The organism is Paenibacillus arenilitoris, from assembly GCF_014705655.1.
Classification (GTDB): Bacteria; Bacillota; Bacilli; order Paenibacillales; family Paenibacillaceae; genus Pristimantibacillus; species Pristimantibacillus arenilitoris.
The window spans coordinates 196,789-216,015 of the sequence record NZ_JACXIY010000001.1 but is presented as its reverse complement, the minus strand read 5'-3'; the positions used below and the strand labels follow the sequence as shown (position 1 = coordinate 216,015).

Sequence of the window (19,227 nt, the reverse complement as noted above, 5' to 3'; positions counted from 1 at the left end):
CGCACGAACCGCTAGCTTATACTTTCTTGTATTTAAAAAAAGAGCCGTTCCAATAGGGTCATCCAGCCTGGAACGGCTCTTATCGTCTCTATCGATTCCCTCCCGCAATTCTGAACCAGTCGATGTCCGCATAGCCGCGGTCGGCTGCATCCTCCGGACTGGCGGCAAACAGGCCTACCTTCGCTCCGACCCAGTGACCTTTCTCCGCCTGGAATTCCATCTCCCCGCACGGCAGGAAGGGTCCGTCTTGCGCAGCATAATGGAAGCGGCACATCGCATCGGGATCGACCGAAACCCGGAAGGTAACCGTCATGCCTTCCGTCATCGCGCCGGACCAAACCTCCTTCTCCTCCGCGTCGCCGCCTTCTGCCCGGATGACCGCCATGCCGGAGCCGTCTGCCTTCCTTTGCACGGCGGCATACGCGAACCTTCGTCCGAAGACGATCAATCCCGCCCGCTCGCCGGGCTTTAATTCCGAGCCGTCCAGCCTCGCCTCCGCTTGGAATACTTCCGCCGGAAATTTCTGCAGCAGCAAATGAGGAGCGTAATACAACGTACGGGAAGGCTGATTGTTCGGCACCGGGAAAGCGAACAATCGGAGATGGCTTGCCTTCTCGAGCGAATACCAAGCCGGATTCGGGTTGGCTTGCCACTGCCACTGCAGGCCCAGGCCGGTACCCTCGAATTCGTCCGAGTCGTCCGGCGCCCCGATCGCGAATACGCCGCCCACGTTCGGTTTCGGATAACGCATAACCGGCTCGCCGATTCCGTCCCCGTTCGAGTCCGCGCCCATCACCGGCCAATCGTCCGACCAGCGCATCGGCTGCAGATGGGCAATCCGTCCGTACGCCCCCTTGTCCTGGAAGTGCATGAACCAGCATTCGCCCGAAGCAAGCTCCACCCAGCCGCCTTGATGAGGTCCGTTGACCGAACCGCCGCCTTGATGGAGTACGACCTTATCCTCATAGGGTCCGAACGCCGAGGCCGACCGCAATACGGTCTGCCATCCCGTCGATACTCCCCCTGCGGGAGCGAAAATATAATAATAACCGTTCCGTTTATACATCTTCGGGCCTTCCATCGTAGGATGCCCCTCGGTGCCGTCGTAGACGATCCGCCCCTCGTCCAGAAGGCGCGTTCCGTCCGGCGACATCCGGCACATTCGCAATATATGCTTGATGCCGCACCTGCTTCTGGCAAACGCGTGAACCAGGTAAGCCTCGCCGTCGTCATCCCAGAAAGGACAAGGGTCAATCAATCCTTTGCCCTCCTGAACCAGATGCAGAGGCGTCCATTCGCCGGCCGGGTCCTCCGAGGTGCTCATGAAAATGCCGACATCCGGATCCCCGTAAAAAACCCAGAACTTGCCGGCATGGAATCGAAGCGCCGGAGCCCACACTCCGTTGCCGTGCTGCGGCACATCATAATTCGGCAGATCCATGCGCGGCAGAACGTGATTAATGAGCCTCCAGTTGATCAGATCGTTCGAATGCAAAATCGGCAAGCCCGGCAGGTGGCCGAAGCTGGACGCCGTCATATAGAAGTCGTCCCCTGCCCGGATTATGTCCGGATCCGAATAATCCGCATGCAGCACCGGATTAACGAACGTCCCGTCTCCCTGATCCGATAGCCACGGCTTTTGCCGCAGCTTTTGCTCGGTTGATGTTGAATCCATTCTGAAACCCCTCCTTCACTTTTCTCGCAACTTCTCCATCTCCAAGCTTGCAAGAAGGAACGGCGCCACGCCGATCTGGGCGTCCGACACGATTTTTTCGCCGATATAGTAATCGTACGAGCCGTTCCGGTCATCGCTGAGTCCCGCGCCATGGCAGATCGAGTGAAGATGCGCGCCGGCATCGTCCGCCTCGACAAACCGTTCGATCAAGCCTTCATAAGCCCGCTCCGCTACCGACCGGGACGGTTCTTCCAGATAGCGAAGCCGCACTCCCTTGGCCAGCGCGTAAATAAACATGGAGGAGCCGGAGGTTTCCAGGTAATTGCCCTCCCGGAACCCTTGATCAAGCACCTGGAACCACAGCCCGCTCTCCTCCTCCTGATAACGTCCGAGCGCCCGGCTCAATCGTTCGAAGATTCCGATCATCGTTCCGCGTTTCGGATGGTCAATCGGAAAATGCTCGAGACTGTCCACAAGCGCCATCGCGTACCAGCCCAAAGCCCGGCTCCAGAAATGCGGGGATCGGCCCGTGTCCGGATCCGCCCACACCTGCTCCTTCGCTTCGTCCCAACCGTGATAAAGCAAGCCCGTTCCCCGATCCCGTGTTCTTCTTTCCACGAGCAGGAGCTGATGAGCCGCCTCGTCGAACAGATCGGACCGGCCATAGGTTCGGGCATACTGTGCCAGGAACGGCGACGACATGTACAATCCGTCCAGCCACATCTGGAAGGGGTATACCTTCTTGTGCCAGAAACCGCCGTCCGTCGTTCTGGGCTGTCCGATCAGCTGGGCGGCAAGCGTATGGGCCGCTTCTTCGTAGCGGGGTTCCCGATATTTCGAGATTAAGCCGAACAGATTTTTACCTTGGTTGATCTGGTCCAGATTGTATTCCTCTATTCGGTAACCGCGAATGAGTCCGTTCTCTTGGACAAACAGATCCATATGCCGCTTCATGAACGCGATATAAGCATCCTCGTTGTAATACTCGCCCGTCCGGGCGATGGCCATCAGCATCATTCCGGGGACATACGCCCAGCGGCGGGCGATTTCCGGGTGGATTCCTCCGCCGTCCGCCTGACCGAGAATCGTATTTGACGTTCGGACGGACCATCTGCTTTCCTGCTTCAAGCCGGTACCCCTCCCATTTCTCGTAATGACGATCACAAGGTTCATTATAAAACATCAAAATGATATAAAATTCTAGTTTCTTGCTTATATAACCCTATACTTTGCTTTTTATGCTCATTTTCTATCACGCTTGATTTCGGCATAAAAGGCAAAAAATGAGCCCATTCGAGCATCGGAACGGTTATTATGCGGCCGCAGCGCGAAGAGAGACAGCGCATCGCAAGGATGGATTGGCTTCGCCTTCGCTTGCTTGCTCTGTCTATCTTGTTCCATGGATGAAGGAGTCTATTATTTCACGCTCTCGTAGGACGCTTTATACTCTGCGGCCATTTGATCCCCGCCGCTCTTTCTCCACTTCTCCACCTCGGCCTTCCAGCCGGCCTCGTCGATTTGCCCCATAATGAATTTGGTTTGCGCATCCGTAATGATCTGCTCCAGTTCCCCGCCGCGTTCATTGTACGTAGCGGAATTCAATGTCAGTGCCGGATTGGCGACGATGAAATTTTCATTGTTGTACACGATTTGTTTATTTTTGTTGAAGAGCTCCGTTCCTTTGGCTTTCTTCTCCATGTTGTACAATTCGCCCCGCTGCGGCAGCGAATCCCGGTAGGGCTTGACTTCCTGGGCGTCCTTCTCGGCGTCGATCGTCACGGTGAAATCGCCTTCCACCTTGTAATGAACGCCTTCTACCCCTTTGTTAATCAGATTGACCATCTCGGGCTCAAGCAGCTTGTCGACGAAGGCGAGGACGCGATCCAATTCTTCTTCGGAGGCAACCGTCGATTTCGGAATGGCCAGAAATCCGGTATTGCCGCTTTCTCCCGGCACGCGAATGCCATCCGGTCCTTGCAGCGGCGCTACGTCGATGACCGCGTCCGGAACCACCTTCTCCAGCTTCGTTTGCAAGGATTGACCGTTCCCTCCGGAGATGCGGATATTCGCGCGCCCGGATTCGTACACTTTATTCAGCTCGGAGGAGTCGACCACCGCGAAATCCTGATTGATCAGCTTCTCTTCATATAATCTTCTGAACAGCTTCAACACGTCGAAGAACGGCTCGGATTCGAATTCCGGATAAAAATTGCCTTGCTCGTCGATTCCCCATTTGTTGGGCGCGCCTTGGGAAACCGCAAGCCGGGTCAACGTCGAGGCCGTTCCCTGATTGTACGCTTTGTCCAGCATCATCCCGTACGTGTCCCGCTTGCCGTTTTTATCCGGATCCTCCTCCGTGCTGTACCGGATAATTTCATACCAATCGTCCAGCGTCACCGGCTCCTTCAGACCGGCCGCGTCGAGCCAATCCTTGCGGAAGCTGACGATCGCCCGGCCCATATCGCGGAATAGAGGGACGCCGTACACCTTTCCGTTCACGCTAATATTGTCGTAATACGGCTGCGGCTGCGCTGTCAGATTCGGATAATCTTTCAGCTGGGACGTAATGTCCCAGAACAAGCCGGCCTCGAGCGAGCTGATCGTGGTTGGCGTATAATTCAGCTTCATCAGCTTCGGCAGCTCGTCGGAAGCGATCATGACGTTGATCTTCTCGTCGTACGCGGAATACGGAATCCACTGAATCCGAAGATCCGTGTCGGTGTATTCGCGAATTTTTTCCTCGATCGGGTTGTTCGGGTCCGGTATTTCCCCGACTTGATTGATGACCAGGGAGAGCGGATAAGGCCCATCGCCATCGATTCCATTGTTTCCGCCCTTGCCTCCGCAAGCCGTTACGGCCATCATTCCCGCCATCGCGGTTACCAAGACCGTCATCCATTTTTTGTTCATGTTTCCCCCTCCATTATCTTTATTGTCGGAATAGAATCGATTATCCTTTCACGGAGCCCAGCATAACGCCTTTCGCAAAATGTTTCTGAAGAAACGGATAGACCAGCAGAATGGGCACGGTGGCGAATACGATAACCGCCATGCGGATCGTTAACGGCTGCACGTCCGTCTCGTCGAAGCCGGAATCCCCTACCCGGCTCTGCGCCAATATAACGATCTCCCTGAGCATGACCTGAATCGGCCATTTCTCGTTATCGTTGATGTACAAGATGGCGTTAAAAAACGTGTTCCAGTGGGCGACCGCATAGAACAGACCGAACGTGGCCATCGCCGGCAGCGACAACGGAAGCACGATCCGAAGCAGCACGCCGAGGTCGTTGCAGCCGTCGATTTTGGCCGAATCCTCCAATCCGTCCGGGATTTGCTGGAAGAAGTTTTTCAGCACGATCAGGTTAAACGCGCTGATGGCGCTCGGAATCATCAAGGACCATAACGTATTGGTCAAATTCAACCCGTTCACGACGAAGTAAGTCGGGATCATGCCGCCGCTGAACAGCATCGTGATCAATACGCCGAGCAGGATCGGATTTCTGCCCCGAAGCCGCGGCTTGGACAACGGATAAGCCATGAGCGAAGTGAACGCCAGGTTGATCAGCGTTCCGACCACCGTAATGTAGACCGAGACGAGCAAGCTTCGCGGCAGCGTGTCGGATGAGAAAATGTACTGATAGGATACCATAGACCATTGTTTCGGCCACAAAATAAGACCGCCTCTGGCGACCTCCGCCGGACTGGCGAAGGAAACCGCCAGCACGTAAACGAACGGCAGAACGCATACGATCGCGACGAGAAACAATACCGTATGATTGAGCAGGTCGAACAGACGATTCCCCCAGGATCGATCTTGACGCATATTTATGTCCTCCTTCCATCTAATCGGGCATGCGCCGGCGCCGCCATGCTAGTAAACGCCCTCTTCCCCGAATCGCTTGGCAAGCCAGTTCGAGCCGAGCACCAGAATGAGTCCGATAAACGATTTGAACAAGCCGACGGCCGCGCTGTAGCTGTACTGCGCCTGCGTCATTCCCTTCGTGTACACGTACGTATCGAACACTTCGCTCACCTCCCGGTTCGTCGGCGTAATCATCAGGAAGATTTGTTCGAAGCCCGAGTCCAGGAAGTTCCCCAGCCTGAGAATGAGCAAAATGATGATCGTGCTGCGGATGGCCGGCAGCGTAATATGCCACAGCTGCCGCCACCGGTTCGCGCCGTCGATTCGGGCGGCTTCGTACTGCTGCATGTCCACTCCCGCGAGGGCCGCCAAAAAGATAACGGTGCCCCAGCCGACTTCCTTCCAGATCGTCTGGGAGACGATCATCGTCCTGAACCAATCCTTCTCCAGCAGGAACGCGATTTTTTCTCCCGTCAACCGATAAAGGAGTTCGTTAACGATGCCGTTTTCGGTCGTAAACAGCATGTAGAAGATCCCGACCACGACAACCCACGATACGAAATGCGGGATATAAATGAGCGTTTGCACGAATCTTTTGAACCGTTCCCTCCTTAGCTCGTTCAGCATGAGCGCCAAAACGATCGGAAGCGGAAAGAAAAAGATCAAATTGTATAAAGCCAAAACGATCGTGTTTCGAAAAAGCGTCCAAAAGTGCGTTTCGCTAAAGAAGCGTTCGAAATGCTTGAAGCCGACCCATGGACTTTCAAAAAAGCCCAGGTATGGCTTGTAGTCCTGAAAAGCCATCGTCACCCCGTACATCGGCACATACTTAAATACGATAAAATACAGCACGCCCGGCAGCAGCATCAGATACATCCATCTGTCCCTGACCAGATCCCGGAGCAACAGCTTTCTCCGCTGAAGCCGCAGCTCCCTTTTCCCTTGGAAGCCCGCTGCCGCCACGGCTTGATTCGACCTCATAGCATCTCTCCCCTACGCTTCTTGTTGTATTCGTTTTCCTGCCCTCATTATCGGGCAGCCTCTTCGTTTAAGGCTATACTCCGTTCATGACTTTACGCGCCGAGCCGCGGGAAATGCTTGACTTGCGGCATTCGCGGGGGGACGGCGCCATTTCGCGTATATGCCGGTTAACACCTTTCCCTATGCCGGATATGACCTTGCATAAGCGCTCCTGCCCGGCCGCACCTGTCAGGCATAACAAAAGCCGAACGCTGCCGTTCGGCTTTAATTGGATCATCATTCAGTTATCGGATTTGCTCTCCTCGCCGTGCAGCGTCTCGCGATATTGGCCGGGCGTCAAACCGAACGTTCTGCGGAATGTACGGATGAAGGCGCTAATATTCGTGTAGCTCACTCTCGGGCCGATCTCCGACACCTTCATCCCGGTCGTGGATAACAGATGCTTGGCTACGTTCATCCGGTAATCGGACAAATAATCGCTGAAGGAGACGCCCATTTCCTTCTTGAACACGCGGCTAATATACGCCGGGTTGAAATTCATGACGCCCGCGCAGTATTCGAGGGAAATGTCTCGCTCGTAATGCTCCTGCACGATTTCGACGACGCGGTGCGTAATGTTCACGAATTGTTTGTCGGCCATTTCGCCCAATAATCCGATCGCGGGTTTGAACAATCTGGACTGGAACCAGCCCGTAATCTCGGTCCGCGTCTGCAGCCGCAGCAAACGCTTCAATTCTTCTTCGCCATGCCACAGCTGCCGCATCGACAGTCCTTGCTCTTGGACGATGCTCATCGTCCTCGACGCCAGCTGAAGCAGCAGCAAATGATGCTCTTGATGGAAGCCGTCCTTGCAGAGCAATTCATCCAAATAACTTTGGAACAGCCGCTCCGCCTTACCTTGCTGCCGTTCTTCGATCGCAAGCGCGATTTGATCCTCGATCAATCTCAATTTCGTATAGACCGTCTTCTCCACATTGCCTTGCTCCTCGATATCGGCGTAACGTACGATAATGTTCGGCCCGAGAACGAATCGCAGCTTGAGCGCGGCGATGCTCTCTTTGTACGCGCGTTTCGTATCGGATAACCGCTTGAACGGGTGGCTGATCCCGATGCTGCATTCGAGGCCCAAATATTGCCGGACTCTGGCTTTTATAAGCTTCGCCGTTTCGTAGAACAACGCGAGTCCGGCTTCCGGATTGTCCTCTTTGCAAGTCAGCAGCGTAACCTGGGAATGATTCAGCACGATCGGACTGAACCGGGCTTCTTCGGGCAGCGTTTCCGACACGATATTGTTGATCGCGAACAGAAGCAGCTCCCGGTCCTGTTCCTGAAACCTCGACAGCTGAAGGTTGTCCAGCTCGAGCGTCAGTACCCCGAGACTTCCCCATCCCCCGGGAAATCCGTATCGTTCGGAAGCATAATTGTCATCGGCTCCGGACATCTGCTCGGCAAACAGCTTCAGCACGTAAAATTCCCGCAGATGCGCCGTCTGCGATTTCATCTGCTTGTCCAGTTCGTTCCGGGATACGGCCAGCGAAGTCAAGCTTTCTTTAATGTATTCGAACTCGTCCTTCCGGTTCTTGTCGCCTTGCTGCGGCTGAATGGTAGCGGCAACCTCGTGCAGCCTTCTTATCGGCGAATACATCTTCCGGCTGCCGAACAAGGAAGCGATCAGCACGGAGATGATGATGCCCATGCAGGCGGCCGCCGTAATAAACGCGATATTCCGCGTCTGGTCCGTCACCTTGTCCAGCGATACGACGGATACGTACGTCCAGCCGTTGTAATCCGATCTTTCATAGAGCACGCTTACTTTGCGGCCTTCGCTCTCGGCGTGGAACGCTCCTTGCGGCTCAGCGGAGCGCCGGATCCTTTCGGCGACTTGCTCGTTAATGGACCGGTAAGCCGCTCTCTGCCGGCTCGGCGACAAGAACGCCTCTCCTTGATCGTTTAGAATATATTGCGCGGCTCGCAAGTTATCGGGCTCCAGCATGGCGCGAATATCTTTGGCCGTTATTTGCAAGATCAAGATGCCGGCAGGCGAGGCGTTTTTTGAAAGAAGCGGTATTTTATGAACCAGACGCAGCATCGTCGCTTTCTCCTGCGTACCGTTCCAATTGTCCGCAGCCTCTCCGTCCGCGTTCCCGGCAACCGCCTCCGGTCCGGTCGCCCAGAAGATGCTGTCCTTTCGATTGACGTAGCCTCTCAGCTCTTCCTGATCCATGCTTTCAAGCGGCTTCAAGGCGTTCAGATCCACGACCCAGCCATGCCCCAGATTTACGACTTGAACCTGGTTCAAGATGGTCTGGGTCTGCATATTGAACATTTCCTGCATGAGCTCGCGTACCGTAATAAAATCTTGACCGCCAAGCTTGCTGTCCATCACGGATTTCAACAAAGCGGAGTTCTGAAACTGTATAGCGGTTCTTTGCATGGAATCGAGCACCTGCTCCACCCTCATCCGGGTCTGGCCAAGCAGATGCATGTTCCCCTCGTTCACTTTCTCCTCCACGTCTTTGGCCGCGATGAAATAGGAGAAGAGGCCGATGAGAATCGTCGGCACGGAACCCAGCAGCAAACTGTATAGGAGTATTTTGGATTTGAAATTTCCCAAGCGCGGTCAGCTCCTTGAAATCATGATGGGCCATCCGTGACGGAAGCGCTTATAAAAGCTTATCAAAAAAGCATAGCACAGGGGGACATTATTTTTAGCGCATTCGATGTCCTGTTGCTCTTATTTTTAATCCGATTTGTTCGCCTGCGGAGCTTTGACGCGCACAAGCAAAAACGCCGCCTCTGCCAAGGCGGCGTTCAACGAGACCGATAGTCAATCCGTTATGGCGGGAGCAGCGTCGCGATCCAGAAACAAAGTCGAATTAATGATCAGATTTTCATCGGGCCGGGTTCGCGCAGCTATCCGCCATCCCTGCATATTCAACTGCGATTCGTCTACCGCTTCGTACATGATTTGACGCATCCCCTCGGCTGTTCGAACGGCGATCAGAGGATTTGGGGATGTGCGGCGAATCCTCTCGAGCACAGCCGGCTTATTTCGAACGAGGCTGGCTACGAAAATCCGGCTGTACGCGCTATAATCGAACGCCGATCCATTCTCCACCAATACCGTTATATTCGCGCTTAAGCCCATGCGCTCGAGCAAAGCGCATGAGGCTTCATAGGCTGCGGAATCGATTTCCAGGCATATAACCTCCACATCGCCGAATAGATGCAAAATAATGGGACTTAACGGCAGCGGCCCGCTGCCGACAAAAACGATCGGCGACTTCGCCGGCTGATCGTCCTGCCCGATAAACCGGCGAAGAATGGACAGCTCCTCGCGAACCAAGGCCATGTAAACCTTCCAGTTAGGCAGCCTGGTTACGATAGCCAAGCCGGCATCCTCCGAATGGCAGAGGCGGCGAGAATCGCTCAGCTCGACCAGAAATTCGGCTTCCGATAACCGATGCTGCAAGCTCCGTTGATTCCCTCGAATATACTCGTTGCTTAGAACGGCCTCAATCTCCTCCGGCAAGTAGCGGGATCGCAATCGAAGCGACAGCCGATTAACGATACTTGTAACCAGCTGATTGGCAGGCGACAGATCGAGTTGTTGCCCAAGAAGCTCATTGGCTTCACGGATAAAAGCGATGAATTCGTTAACCGTTTGCAATCTCGGCGTCTTGTCTTGAAGTAGGATTGAACCTGTAGAATCAACCTCCATTTGCCCGATTCCTCCTCGATATGCACCTGATTTCCTACTTCGAAATATATTCATTCGGCCCGGGATGTAGACGATTCGCAACTATCGCCATAATCCGGAATATCGGTTGCCAAGCCTTCACGCCTACAACGCTCGATACGTACAGCTTTCCGGCCCTGCATACTTCTCCTGTCATAAAAAAGAGGCGACCGCTCCCCGGTTCGTTCCGGAAAGCGATCGCCTAGCGAAAGCTAATGTTTAATTATTATTTAGTACCCGGTATTTGCGGGCTTGTCGATCCTGGCGCTCTTTTTGCGTCTGTTTCATCGGATGCCGGATCCGCTTCCGGCGCCGGCGCGGGATGCGCCTTCACGTATTCGAGCACGTTGTAGATTTGTTCCGCCGCTTCCGCGCGAGTAATTTCGGCTTTCGGATGGAAGTTCCCTTGTTCGTCCAGTTCGACGACATCGTAAGCGAGCGCGCGCTGAATCGATCCTTGATAATCAACGGTCAGATCCGCTTCATCGTTAATTTCGGCGGGAACGAGGTTAAGCATAGGAAGATTGCTGTGCGCTTCGATCGTCCGAATCAGCAGGTGAGTGAACTCTTCGCGCGTCCATTTCTTGTTCGGATCGAGATCGTCCGGCAATTCGACTCCGTTAACGCTTGCCGTAATTAACGCATTCGCATACCACGCATCATTGTCCGCGTTTTTGAAATAATCCGTCGCTTTCGGTTCTACAAGGAATCTTACGAGATCCAGATTCAAATTCGCGGCATTCACGATAAGCTGAACGCCTTGCGCCGCCGTGATGGTCGCATTAGGGGCGAATAGATCGTCCGAAATCCCTTTGACGATGCCTTGTTCTTGCAAAGCTGCGATTTTATCCTTCGCCGCGATATTCGCTAAATCCGTGAAAGGGTTGGCGGCCGCAAAGCTTTGACCTGCAAAAGTTAACGATAATGCGGTAACCGTGGAAAGAGTAAGCATTTTGAATTTTGTTTTCATTTCTTTCACCTCGTCCAATTTTTGAGTAAGATTGCTTCAAGTTTCGACTGAAGTCGTCCTTTCACTAGTAATACAATCGAAGAGCCCATTATTTTTCACGCCGAAAAAAAAAATTGGGGGACGATTTCAGGCAATCGGCCGCAGAATCGAAGCCTCTTGTAATGCTCGCGTCTGTGATATAGTGGATACGTAGCGCAAATGCTAAGTTTTACCACTCAATCGACAGGAGGGTTTTCATGGAATATATAAGGGATTATGCCATGTACGCGTCTATATTCGGCATGTTCAGCTTTTGCTGGTTCGGTTGGGCGCAGGAGAATCCCCGGGCAAGCTGGCGGGTGTATATCGGCATCGCTTCCGGCGTGGCGCTGATCGTATGCTTGCTTGGCGTATATTTAAGCGTGACGAACTGGGATGCGCCTTCCGCGTTAAACGAAACAAGCGCGTTCAGGCGTTATTTGATATCGGTCTATGTCGAACTCTTTTTGGCCGGCGCGGGCGCATTCGTATTCATCAAGCGAAAACGGAAACATTATGTGGCGCCCTGGATCGCTTTTATCGTAGGCATTCATTTCATCGGCTTAAAAAGCGTTTTTGACGATCCGGTCTTATATCTTCTCGCCGCGCTGCTCGTTGCCGTCTCCATCATTGCGGTATTCGTGTCTCCGCGGCTCAAAGTAGCGAGCAGCGCGATAACGGGCATCGGAGCCGGCACGGTTTTGTTCGGATTTGCCCTGCTCGGCCTGCTGCGCTATTTCTCGGCGTAGCTTCTGCCGCCGGGCTGCGCCCGTAAACTTCGTATAAAAAATGCCGACGCCGCAAGCGGATATACCCTGCTTGCGGCGTCGGCCCGTTTAGCACAAGCTCAATGCCCGTTATTTATTCGCCAGAAATTCATCCAATTGCCGCTGTACTTCCGCGACGTATTCGTCGATTCCGGCATCCTTCAGTTTTTTGATCGCCTCCGGATAGGCCGTTTCGAAATCGACGAATCCGGAGCGGACGGATGCAAGCTCCTTGCCGGCTACCTCCCGAAGCGCCGTCTCGATGCCCTTCACCTTCTCGTTGTTGAAGCGGAAGCCCAGCGATTCCGAGCGGACCGCATTCTCGTCCCAGCTCTTGTAGTTGTCGATCGATTCCTGCGCGACTTCCGGCGCGAACAGCTGATAATTCTGATTGCGGAACATCCATTCATAGAAGAACTCGTTGGCGGCCAGTTTATTGATTCGGCCGTCGACGATTTCATAATCCTTGCCTTCCACGCCATACAAGGCGAATAAGTAATTATCCTTGGACTTATAGAGCCAGTTGACGAACTTCATGGCGCCTTCCGGATTCGGAGCGGTAACCGGAACGGCCAGCACTTCCCCGCCGGTGGAGGTGATGTAGCGCGGCTTCTCCTCCGCGAGCAGATAGCTCTTCAGCACGGCGTTCGGGGCGTTCGCTTTGACGGCGCTGCTGATTTCCATCTCCTTGCCGAGGGAGCCTTCCACCCACAAATAGAGGCCGGTCTGCATCCGGGAGTCTCTTTCGTTATATTTGATCGTCAAATCCTCCGAGTACAATCCCGCCTCGTACATGCCGCGGTTGAACTTCGCCATCTCCTGGAAAGCCTCGGTTTCGAAGTAGCTGTACGCCTCCTTGCTGTCTTCCCCGAATACGACCAGATCCTCCGCCGCAATCCAGTTATACTGCTCGCCCGCGAAATAACGGGTCAGCGGCTTGAAGACGATGTCGGCAGGCCCCTTCATCTCGGGAAACCGCTCGGCCGCCTTGGACGCAAACGTCTTCAGGTCCTCCGGCGTCTTCAGTTCCGTCATGCCGACTTCCTCCAGAATGTCCTGGCGCACGGTGACCAGCTGATACATCGCGGACGACGGCGCGTACGCGGAAGGAATGCCGTACGTTTGACCGCCGATAACGGCGCCTTGAAGCTGTTCCTTCGGCAGCACCTTCAGCATGTCCTGGCCGTATTCCTCGATCAGTTCATCCAGCGGCATGGCCTGCTTCTTGTTGACGATCGCGGCCAAATCCGGAAGACCGTCCCAGTACAGGTCGATCGGTTCGTTCGCGGCCAGCATAATGTCCTTCTGCTCCCAATACTGCGCCCATGGCACGAACACGACCTCTACCTTGAGCCCGAGCTCGCTAGCCATCTTCTCGGCGAACTCATTGTCCAGAAATTCCGACAACCGCTCGCTCTCTTCCCCGGGATACAGAATCGTCATCGTCTCCAGCTTCTTGTTGTCCCCTTCGGAGCCGTTGCTCCCGCTGCAGCCCGCCAAAATCGTGACGACAGACAATACGGCCAGCAACATCATCGACATGCTTCTTCTTCTCATCGAAAATCCTCCCCGTTATCTACGTCCTATTTATATCCAAAAGCCTGGAAGGCTGAATGCCGAAGCCGCTTATTCCTTGAGCGCACCCGTCATGATGCCTTGAACGAAGTATTTCTGGATGAAGGGGAACAAGAAAATAATGGGACCGATCGTAATGACCGTAACCGCCATCTTCACCGTTTCCGCAGGAAGCGTGATCGCGCCCGCGGCGCCCGACGGAATGCGTCCGGAGCTGATCGCATTGACGTTCGAGAGAATGTTGTACAAGTAATATTGAAGCGGGAACAAATCTTTCTCGTTGATAAAAATAAGCGCGTGCCACCAGTCGTTCCAGTATTGCAGGGCGTACATCAGGCCGACGGTAAGCAGCGGCGTCTTGCTGAGCGGCAGAGCTACCCGCCAGAAGATCGTGAAATGGTTCGCGCCGTCGATTTCCGCCGCCTCGTACAGGGAAGGCGAAATACCGGCGAAGTAGGTGCGCATCAGAAACATGTTCCACACATTGAAGAGCGAAGGCAGAATCAGGGCGAGCATGCTGTTCTTCAAGCCGTAGTAATTCACGCTCACCATATACCAGGGAATGAGTCCCGCGGAGAAAATGATCGTGAAATTGCTGATGAACGCCAGAATATTCCGGTATTTAAGCTTTCTGATCGAGATGGCGTAAGCAATCATGCTTGTAACGAGCAGCGCGCCCAGCGTTCCCGCCACGGTGACGAACGCGGTCACTCCGTAAGATCTCAGAATGCGGGATCCGCTGTTGACGAAAATATACTTGTAGGTATCCAGGCTGAAGGCTTGCGGAAGTATCGAATAGCCGTTCATCGCGATCGCCTTCTCCGACGAGAAAGATACGCTGACGGTCAGGAGCAGCGGATACAGACACAGGACGGCAAAGAGACCGATTATGCCGTAAGCCAGAGCCATGACCAGCTTATCGCCGAGCAATCCGTTCTTTTCCATGATCAGAACAGTCCCTCTCCATCATTAATTTTCTTCGCCGTCTTATTGGCCAGCATGACCAGAATCAACCCCATGACGGACTGGAACAATCCGATCGCCGTCGAGTAGGAGAAGCCCAGCGTCCGCATCGACTGGTAAACGTACGTATCGATGACCGTCACTTCGTCGGCCAGGACCGGATTGTTGCCGACGATGCCGTAGATCATGCCGAAGTCGCCGTAGAAAATCCGCCCGACGCTCATAAGCGTGAGGACGATGATGGCCGGCTTCAGCATCGGGATCGTCAGGTACAGAATGCGCTGCAGCTTGGTCGCGCCGTCAACCTTGGCGGACTCGTACAGACTTTCGTCGAAATTGGACATCGCCGCCATGTAAATGATCGAACTGTACCCGCTCCACTTCCACACGCTCGCGATAATGATGATCGGCTTCCAGTACTTCGGCTCGGAGTACCACCGGATCGGCTCCATTCCGAATGACTCGAGGATCCGGTTCGCCACGCCGACGTCCGTCGAGAAAATCCCGTAAATAATGGCGCCTACCACAACCCAGGAGATGAAATACGGAAAAAACATCATGCTCTGCGTCAGCTTCTTGAACGCGACGCTTCGAATCTCGTGCAGCAGAATCGCCAGGGTGACGGGAACGACGATACCGAGAACGATTCCGAAGAAATTGATGAACAGCGTATTATAGGTAACCTTCCATCCCATGCCGTTGCCGGCGAAGAAAAATTTGAAATTGTCCAGGCCGACGAACTTGCTGCCGAATATGCCGTCGACGACGTTGAAATCCGTGAAAGCCATCCAGATGCCCGCAAATGGAATGTAGCTGAACATAATAAGCAGAATTAAGGCCGGCACGCTCATCAAATATAAAACCCGGTGCTTCTTCAGCTCGTAGAAAACGCCTCGACGGCTTCGTTTGACGGGGACCGGCGCTTCTTCGACAATCGGACTCATCGCATCACGTCCTCTCCAGAATCGGGAACGGTTCCGTCGCAAGCTTCGACCGCAGCTCCTCCTTCAACCGGTCGATATCGATCGTCTCGCCGGTGACCCGCGCCCGCTCGGCCGCATAAGCCATCATATGGCTTTCCACGGACCGGTCGATCGAGGATCGGCTTCCCCCGCCTCCGTCTCCGCGCTCCAGGATGGTCAGGAAATCTTCCATCAAGCCGGCGTCGCCTCCGTTATGCCCACCCGATACGGCGGCCGGCCGTATGACGGTCTGCTCGCTGCGGTCCACCGCGTTCGAAGAGAACCGGGTGATCTCGATGAGGTTCAGGCTGTCGTCCCCGCGAATTTCGCCGTGTTCGCACATGATTTTGATCGTTCGGTACATCTTGCTCGTGAAGCCGCTAAGGTTGAACGTCACCGTCACGCCGTTCTTGAATTCGATGAGGGACACCTGGTGATCGCACACGTCATTGTCGCAGCGGTATACGCATCTGCCGTACGGACTGGTCGCCAGCGCCTTCCGCAGCCCCTCTTCGCTCTGGTCCGCCGTCACGACGGTAGCCGGCCACTGGCCCCGGATCGGCAGATACGCCTTCGCCGCGTCGAACCGGCATTCCGCAGCCGCCTTGCAGTCCAGGCATCGTTCGCCGCTCTCCGCAGGCGCGTTCTCCTCCTTGAAATACGTGAGACCGCCGTACGAGGAGATTCGTTTGGCTTCGCTGTCGACAAGCCAGGCCAATATATCCATGTCATGGCACGATTTCTGCATGATCAGCGGACTAGCGAGGTCGCTTCTCCGCCAATTGCCCCTGACGAAGGCATGGGCCATATGAAAGTTGCCGATGTTCTCGTCATGCTGGATCGTGATGATCTTCCCCAGCTCGCCGCCGTCGACGATGCGCTTAATCTCGGCGAAAAAATTCGTGTACCTGAGGACATGGCAGACGATCACCTTGCTCCCCGTTTCGTTCGCCTTCCGCTGAATGTGGAGCGTCTCCTCCGGGCTGGGCGAGATCGGCTTCTCGAGCAGAATGTCGTACCCGAGCTCCAGCGCCTCCATCGACTGGCGGTAATGGTCTCTGTCCATCGATGAGATGATGACGGCGTCGCAGATTTTGCCCAACCGGTAAAATTGTTCCGTCGATTCGAACTGCATCTCCTCCGGTATCGCATACGCATCCGCCGCCGCCTTCCGTCTTCCGTCGTCCGGCTCGACGACCGCCGCGATTTCGGCTCTCGCCTGCGCGTAGCCGGCGTAGATCATGCCTCGTTGTCCGGCGCCGATCAGTGCTAGCTTCATTCGATTACCCCCTTGTGTCTGTAGATGAGCTTGCCCCCGATTCCGTCTTCCCGGAATCGGGAACTTGAGGATCCTCAAGCGGATAATAGCCTTCCGGATAATAGGAATCCCATATATGCAGCAGCCGGTCGGCCGTCGCCTCGATCTCCAGCTTGCCGGCTTCGAAATACCCGTCTTCCCCGAGTCCCTCGATATGGAGCGGAACGGGCGAGCCGTCCGCGCCAAACAATCCGATGCCGATTAGGTATGAACCTGCCGGCAAGGCCGGCAGCGGCAGCACTTCGTTGTGCACGATATCGCCGGTCAGCCACGCCCGCGTGTCCGCGGAGACAGGGAGCTCCCAGACATCGTCTCCGCTCCGCAGCCGCAGCTTTAGATGGCAGCGCCGATACAACTTTGCGCTTCCGGCGTTGACCAGCCACAGCCTAACCGGCAGGCTTCCGCCGCTCGATACCGCTTCCGGGTACGTCATCCTCCGCAATTCCAGCTTGCAGCCGAGGCCCAGCTTCGCATTCGCGAGGCTTGCATGCCAGCGGAGCGCGTCCCGTTCCAGAGCCGGACCGCAAGCGGAATCGGCCAGATGAAGGACAACGGGCCGGCTTTTCCAGAGATGATGAAGACCTTCCCTTGCCATCGCCTCGCAGCATTCGAGCCGGTTCTCGTCCTTGCATCGAATGAGCAAGCCGAACTTCCGGTTACGGGACCGAAGATGGCGGATCATTCCCGGATCATGCAGGTCGGCCAGAATCGGCACGGCCTCGAACGCATCCGCAAAGGCGTTCCATTCTTCCTTGCCGCCTGCGAGCGCTGAAACGACGACGCCGGCAAGCCTCCCGATCCGGTCCGCCCTGCTGCCGATCTTTCGAACGAACGACGCGTAATAGGCGGCGGGCTCCGCCAGCGCCCAAGACGGCGGGTCGGGCTTCAGGACGAGGACGGGATTGCTTGCGCTCTGCAAGGCCTCCATCAACTCGTCAAGGCGAAACCGTCCCCTCTCCGGCTCCAGCTCGCTCCAGTCGAACGCGATGAAGTCGCAGCTTCCGCGCTCCCGGTCTGCGGGCGTTTCCGCTGCCGGACGCGGCCGTACGGTTACGGTCCGGTATTTCGCATAGCTTTCGGGCGAAAACATGCATTTCATTGCACCGGCCTCCCCGCCAGGTGGCTGTCGACCGATTCCCTGAACGAAGCCGCATCCTCGGGCGTGATGTACGTCATCGTCCCGATCCGATCGATATCTTCCTTCAGCACGACCATGCTTGTCGTATGAAACCTGCCGCCGCTCTTCATATAGGCTGCGGCCGCCTTCTGCAGGGAGGTCTTCGGAGAGATCGCCGAAGGATCGGCGTTCCGGTCTCCGAACGCCTCGTAGCGGAGCATGGCGTCACCTGCGGCGATCGGGTAATTGTAGAACTGGCGCTGCACGCTCACGATGTTGCTCCCCGCTTCGCCCAGAATAAGGGAAAGCCTCGGATCGTACAGCCAGCTCTCGCTCCAGAAGCCCCGAATCCGCAGCTCGGGATAATACGTCCGGTAGAAATCGACGGCAAGCGTCATGGAACTCTTCAACCTGTCCGGCGTATAGCCCGGCCCTGACGGAATATGCAGCGCCAGCAGCATATCCCCTTGGCGGAGCGCCGCGTCCCATTCCGACTTCTCAACGGACACGGGCTCCCGTTCGACGAAGCCCATCGGATTGATTCGGTTCGCGAGAATGCGATCGGCGTCTTCCTTCCATTCGGTGACGAACGCTCCCTCGGCATCGCGGACGCCGTTCACCCCGTCCAGTTGTCCGTCGCGGCGGAACGACCCGCCCGCATGATACAGAGCAATCGTCTTGCCGGAGAAGCGGCTGCGGTACATCGACAGCTCATCGTGAAAGCGATGAGGAATAAAATAAAACCGGTCGAGCAGAAAAATGGAGCAGGTGTAGAAATTCATCACCCACGGAAAATCATGCACCTTGAAATCGTCTTCCCGGCCCAGCTTCTCGAACTGCACTTTCAGGAACTGGTGAGGAATTTCGCTGTAATAAGATTCGGGGACGCCGCGCCGCTTCAAGCTATCCATGGAAGGAACGACGCAGGCGAGCAGCAGCAGGAAGGAATACTTCTCGGCGTACGGCTTCAGACAGCCCGGCGTCATATTCGTATAGAACGCCTCGTCGCAACGGATGCGTGCCGTACACATGTCGTCCGCCAAAAATTTGGTGAACGCGAACAGCGACGGATCGCTCTCGATCGCCTCGATCCCTTCCGTCAGCAAGCGCCGCGTACGCTCGGGAAGCCGATAGCGGTCATATAAGCCGCCCAGGAAGTCGCGCGGAATGAGCCATGCCCTGTCGTCGGGCTTATATTGCTCGTATTTCCGCTCCAACCCGTCCGGCAAGTAATCGAAATCGCAGTGCGTCAACAACGTGTGAAAATCGGGTTTATTCAT

15 protein-coding genes are annotated in these 19,227 nt (G+C 55.2%); 1 reads left to right on the top strand and 14 read right to left on the bottom strand.

Going from position 1 to position 19,227, the window contains the following annotated elements:
- Positions 1–88: 88 nt before the first annotated feature.
- The 8 genes from IDH41_RS00755 to IDH41_RS00720 all read right to left on the bottom strand — a co-directional run bounded on the left by IDH41_RS00755 (position 89) and on the right by IDH41_RS00720 (position 11,227).
- Positions 89–1,675 carry a glycoside hydrolase family 43 protein gene (locus IDH41_RS00755; RefSeq protein ID WP_190857356.1) on the bottom strand — a complete coding sequence of 529 codons (1,587 nt, stop codon included), beginning with the start codon at positions 1,673–1,675 and terminating at the stop codon, positions 89–91.
- Between the two features lie 15 nt (positions 1,676–1,690).
- Entirely contained in the window at positions 1,691–2,803 is a 1,113-nt protein-coding gene (locus IDH41_RS00750) for a glycoside hydrolase family 88/105 protein (protein ID WP_223829334.1), read from the bottom strand.
- A 288-nt stretch (positions 2,804–3,091) separates the two neighbouring features.
- Positions 3,092–4,585 carry an extracellular solute-binding protein gene (locus IDH41_RS00745; RefSeq protein WP_190857353.1) on the bottom strand — a complete coding sequence of 498 codons (1,494 nt, stop codon included), beginning with the start codon at positions 4,583–4,585 and terminating at the stop codon, positions 3,092–3,094.
- A gap of 40 nt (positions 4,586–4,625) precedes the next feature.
- Positions 4,626–5,498: a carbohydrate ABC transporter permease gene (locus IDH41_RS00740; protein ID WP_190857351.1), complete on the bottom strand. Its 873-nt coding sequence runs from the start codon at positions 5,496–5,498 to the stop codon at positions 4,626–4,628.
- A gap of 48 nt (positions 5,499–5,546) precedes the next feature.
- Positions 5,547–6,518 carry an ABC transporter permease gene (locus IDH41_RS00735; RefSeq protein ID WP_190857349.1) on the bottom strand — a complete coding sequence of 324 codons (972 nt, stop codon included), beginning with the start codon at positions 6,516–6,518 and terminating at the stop codon, positions 5,547–5,549.
- A 280-nt stretch (positions 6,519–6,798) separates the two neighbouring features.
- Positions 6,799–9,132 carry an AraC family transcriptional regulator gene (locus tag IDH41_RS00730; RefSeq protein WP_190857347.1) on the bottom strand — a complete coding sequence of 778 codons (2,334 nt, stop codon included), beginning with the start codon at positions 9,130–9,132 and terminating at the stop codon, positions 6,799–6,801.
- A gap of 213 nt (positions 9,133–9,345) precedes the next feature.
- A complete protein-coding gene (locus tag IDH41_RS00725; protein WP_190857345.1) occupies positions 9,346–10,239 on the bottom strand; it encodes a nicotianamine synthase family protein in 894 nt (297 codons plus the stop codon).
- A 244-nt stretch (positions 10,240–10,483) separates the two neighbouring features.
- Positions 10,484–11,227, bottom strand: coding sequence for an S-layer homology domain-containing protein (locus IDH41_RS00720; protein ID WP_190857343.1), 744 nt, complete (start codon positions 11,225–11,227; stop codon positions 10,484–10,486).
- Positions 11,228–11,463: 236 nt separating this feature from the next.
- Here IDH41_RS00720 and IDH41_RS00715 point away from each other — a divergent pair, with 236 nt between their 5' ends.
- Positions 11,464–11,994 carry a hypothetical protein gene (locus tag IDH41_RS00715; RefSeq protein ID WP_190857341.1) on the top strand — a complete coding sequence of 177 codons (531 nt, stop codon included), beginning with the start codon at positions 11,464–11,466 and terminating at the stop codon, positions 11,992–11,994.
- 108 nt (positions 11,995–12,102) lie between these two features.
- Here IDH41_RS00715 and IDH41_RS00710 read toward each other — a convergent pair whose 3' ends face one another.
- The 6 genes from IDH41_RS00710 to IDH41_RS00685 form a co-directional block, all read right to left on the bottom strand.
- Positions 12,103–13,569, bottom strand: a complete 1,467-nt coding sequence (locus IDH41_RS00710) for an ABC transporter substrate-binding protein (protein WP_190857339.1) — start codon at positions 13,567–13,569, stop codon at positions 12,103–12,105.
- Positions 13,570–13,638: 69 nt separating this feature from the next.
- Positions 13,639–14,532, bottom strand: coding sequence for a carbohydrate ABC transporter permease (locus IDH41_RS00705; protein WP_223829333.1), 894 nt, complete (start codon positions 14,530–14,532; stop codon positions 13,639–13,641).
- Between the two features lie 2 nt (positions 14,533–14,534).
- The gene (locus IDH41_RS00700; RefSeq protein ID WP_190857337.1) at positions 14,535–15,494 is read right to left on the bottom strand and encodes an ABC transporter permease; all 960 of its coding nucleotides are present in this window, start codon (positions 15,492–15,494) and stop codon (positions 14,535–14,537) included.
- 4 nt (positions 15,495–15,498) lie between these two features.
- Positions 15,499–16,791: a Gfo/Idh/MocA family protein gene (locus IDH41_RS00695; RefSeq protein ID WP_190857335.1), complete on the bottom strand. Its 1,293-nt coding sequence runs from the start codon at positions 16,789–16,791 to the stop codon at positions 15,499–15,501.
- A gap of 4 nt (positions 16,792–16,795) precedes the next feature.
- A complete protein-coding gene (locus IDH41_RS00690; RefSeq protein WP_190857333.1) occupies positions 16,796–17,929 on the bottom strand; it encodes a DUF4832 domain-containing protein in 1,134 nt (377 codons plus the stop codon).
- A complete protein-coding gene (locus IDH41_RS00685) occupies positions 17,926–19,227 on the bottom strand; it encodes an acyltransferase domain-containing protein (RefSeq protein WP_190857332.1) in 1,302 nt (433 codons plus the stop codon). Before IDH41_RS00685 ends, IDH41_RS00690 begins: the two co-directional genes overlap by 4 nt.

Coding starts and splice junctions, on each gene's coding strand:
- IDH41_RS00690 (WP_190857333.1), bottom strand. CDS start 17,929: ATGAAATGCATGTTTTCGCCCGAAAGCTATGCGAAATACCGGACCGTA.
- IDH41_RS00755 (WP_190857356.1), bottom strand. CDS start 1,675: ATGGATTCAACATCAACCGAGCAAAAGCTGCGGCAAAAGCCGTGGCTA.
- IDH41_RS00745 (WP_190857353.1), bottom strand. CDS start 4,585: ATGAACAAAAAATGGATGACGGTCTTGGTAACCGCGATGGCGGGAATG.
- IDH41_RS00710 (WP_190857339.1), bottom strand. CDS start 13,569: ATGAGAAGAAGAAGCATGTCGATGATGTTGCTGGCCGTATTGTCTGTC.
- IDH41_RS00720 (WP_190857343.1), bottom strand. CDS start 11,227: ATGAAAACAAAATTCAAAATGCTTACTCTTTCCACGGTTACCGCATTA.
- IDH41_RS00695 (WP_190857335.1), bottom strand. CDS start 16,791: ATGAAGCTAGCACTGATCGGCGCCGGACAACGAGGCATGATCTACGCC.
- IDH41_RS00715 (WP_190857341.1), top strand. CDS start 11,464: ATGGAATATATAAGGGATTATGCCATGTACGCGTCTATATTCGGCATG.
- IDH41_RS00735 (WP_190857349.1), bottom strand. CDS start 6,518: ATGAGGTCGAATCAAGCCGTGGCGGCAGCGGGCTTCCAAGGGAAAAGG.
- IDH41_RS00740 (WP_190857351.1), bottom strand. CDS start 5,498: ATGCGTCAAGATCGATCCTGGGGGAATCGTCTGTTCGACCTGCTCAAT.
- IDH41_RS00725 (WP_190857345.1), bottom strand. CDS start 10,239: ATGGAGGTTGATTCTACAGGTTCAATCCTACTTCAAGACAAGACGCCG.
- IDH41_RS00705 (WP_223829333.1), bottom strand. CDS start 14,532: ATGGAAAAGAACGGATTGCTCGGCGATAAGCTGGTCATGGCTCTGGCT.
- IDH41_RS00685 (WP_190857332.1), bottom strand. CDS start 19,227: ATGAATAAACCCGATTTTCACACGTTGTTGACGCACTGCGATTTCGAT.
- IDH41_RS00700 (WP_190857337.1), bottom strand. CDS start 15,494: ATGAGTCCGATTGTCGAAGAAGCGCCGGTCCCCGTCAAACGAAGCCGT.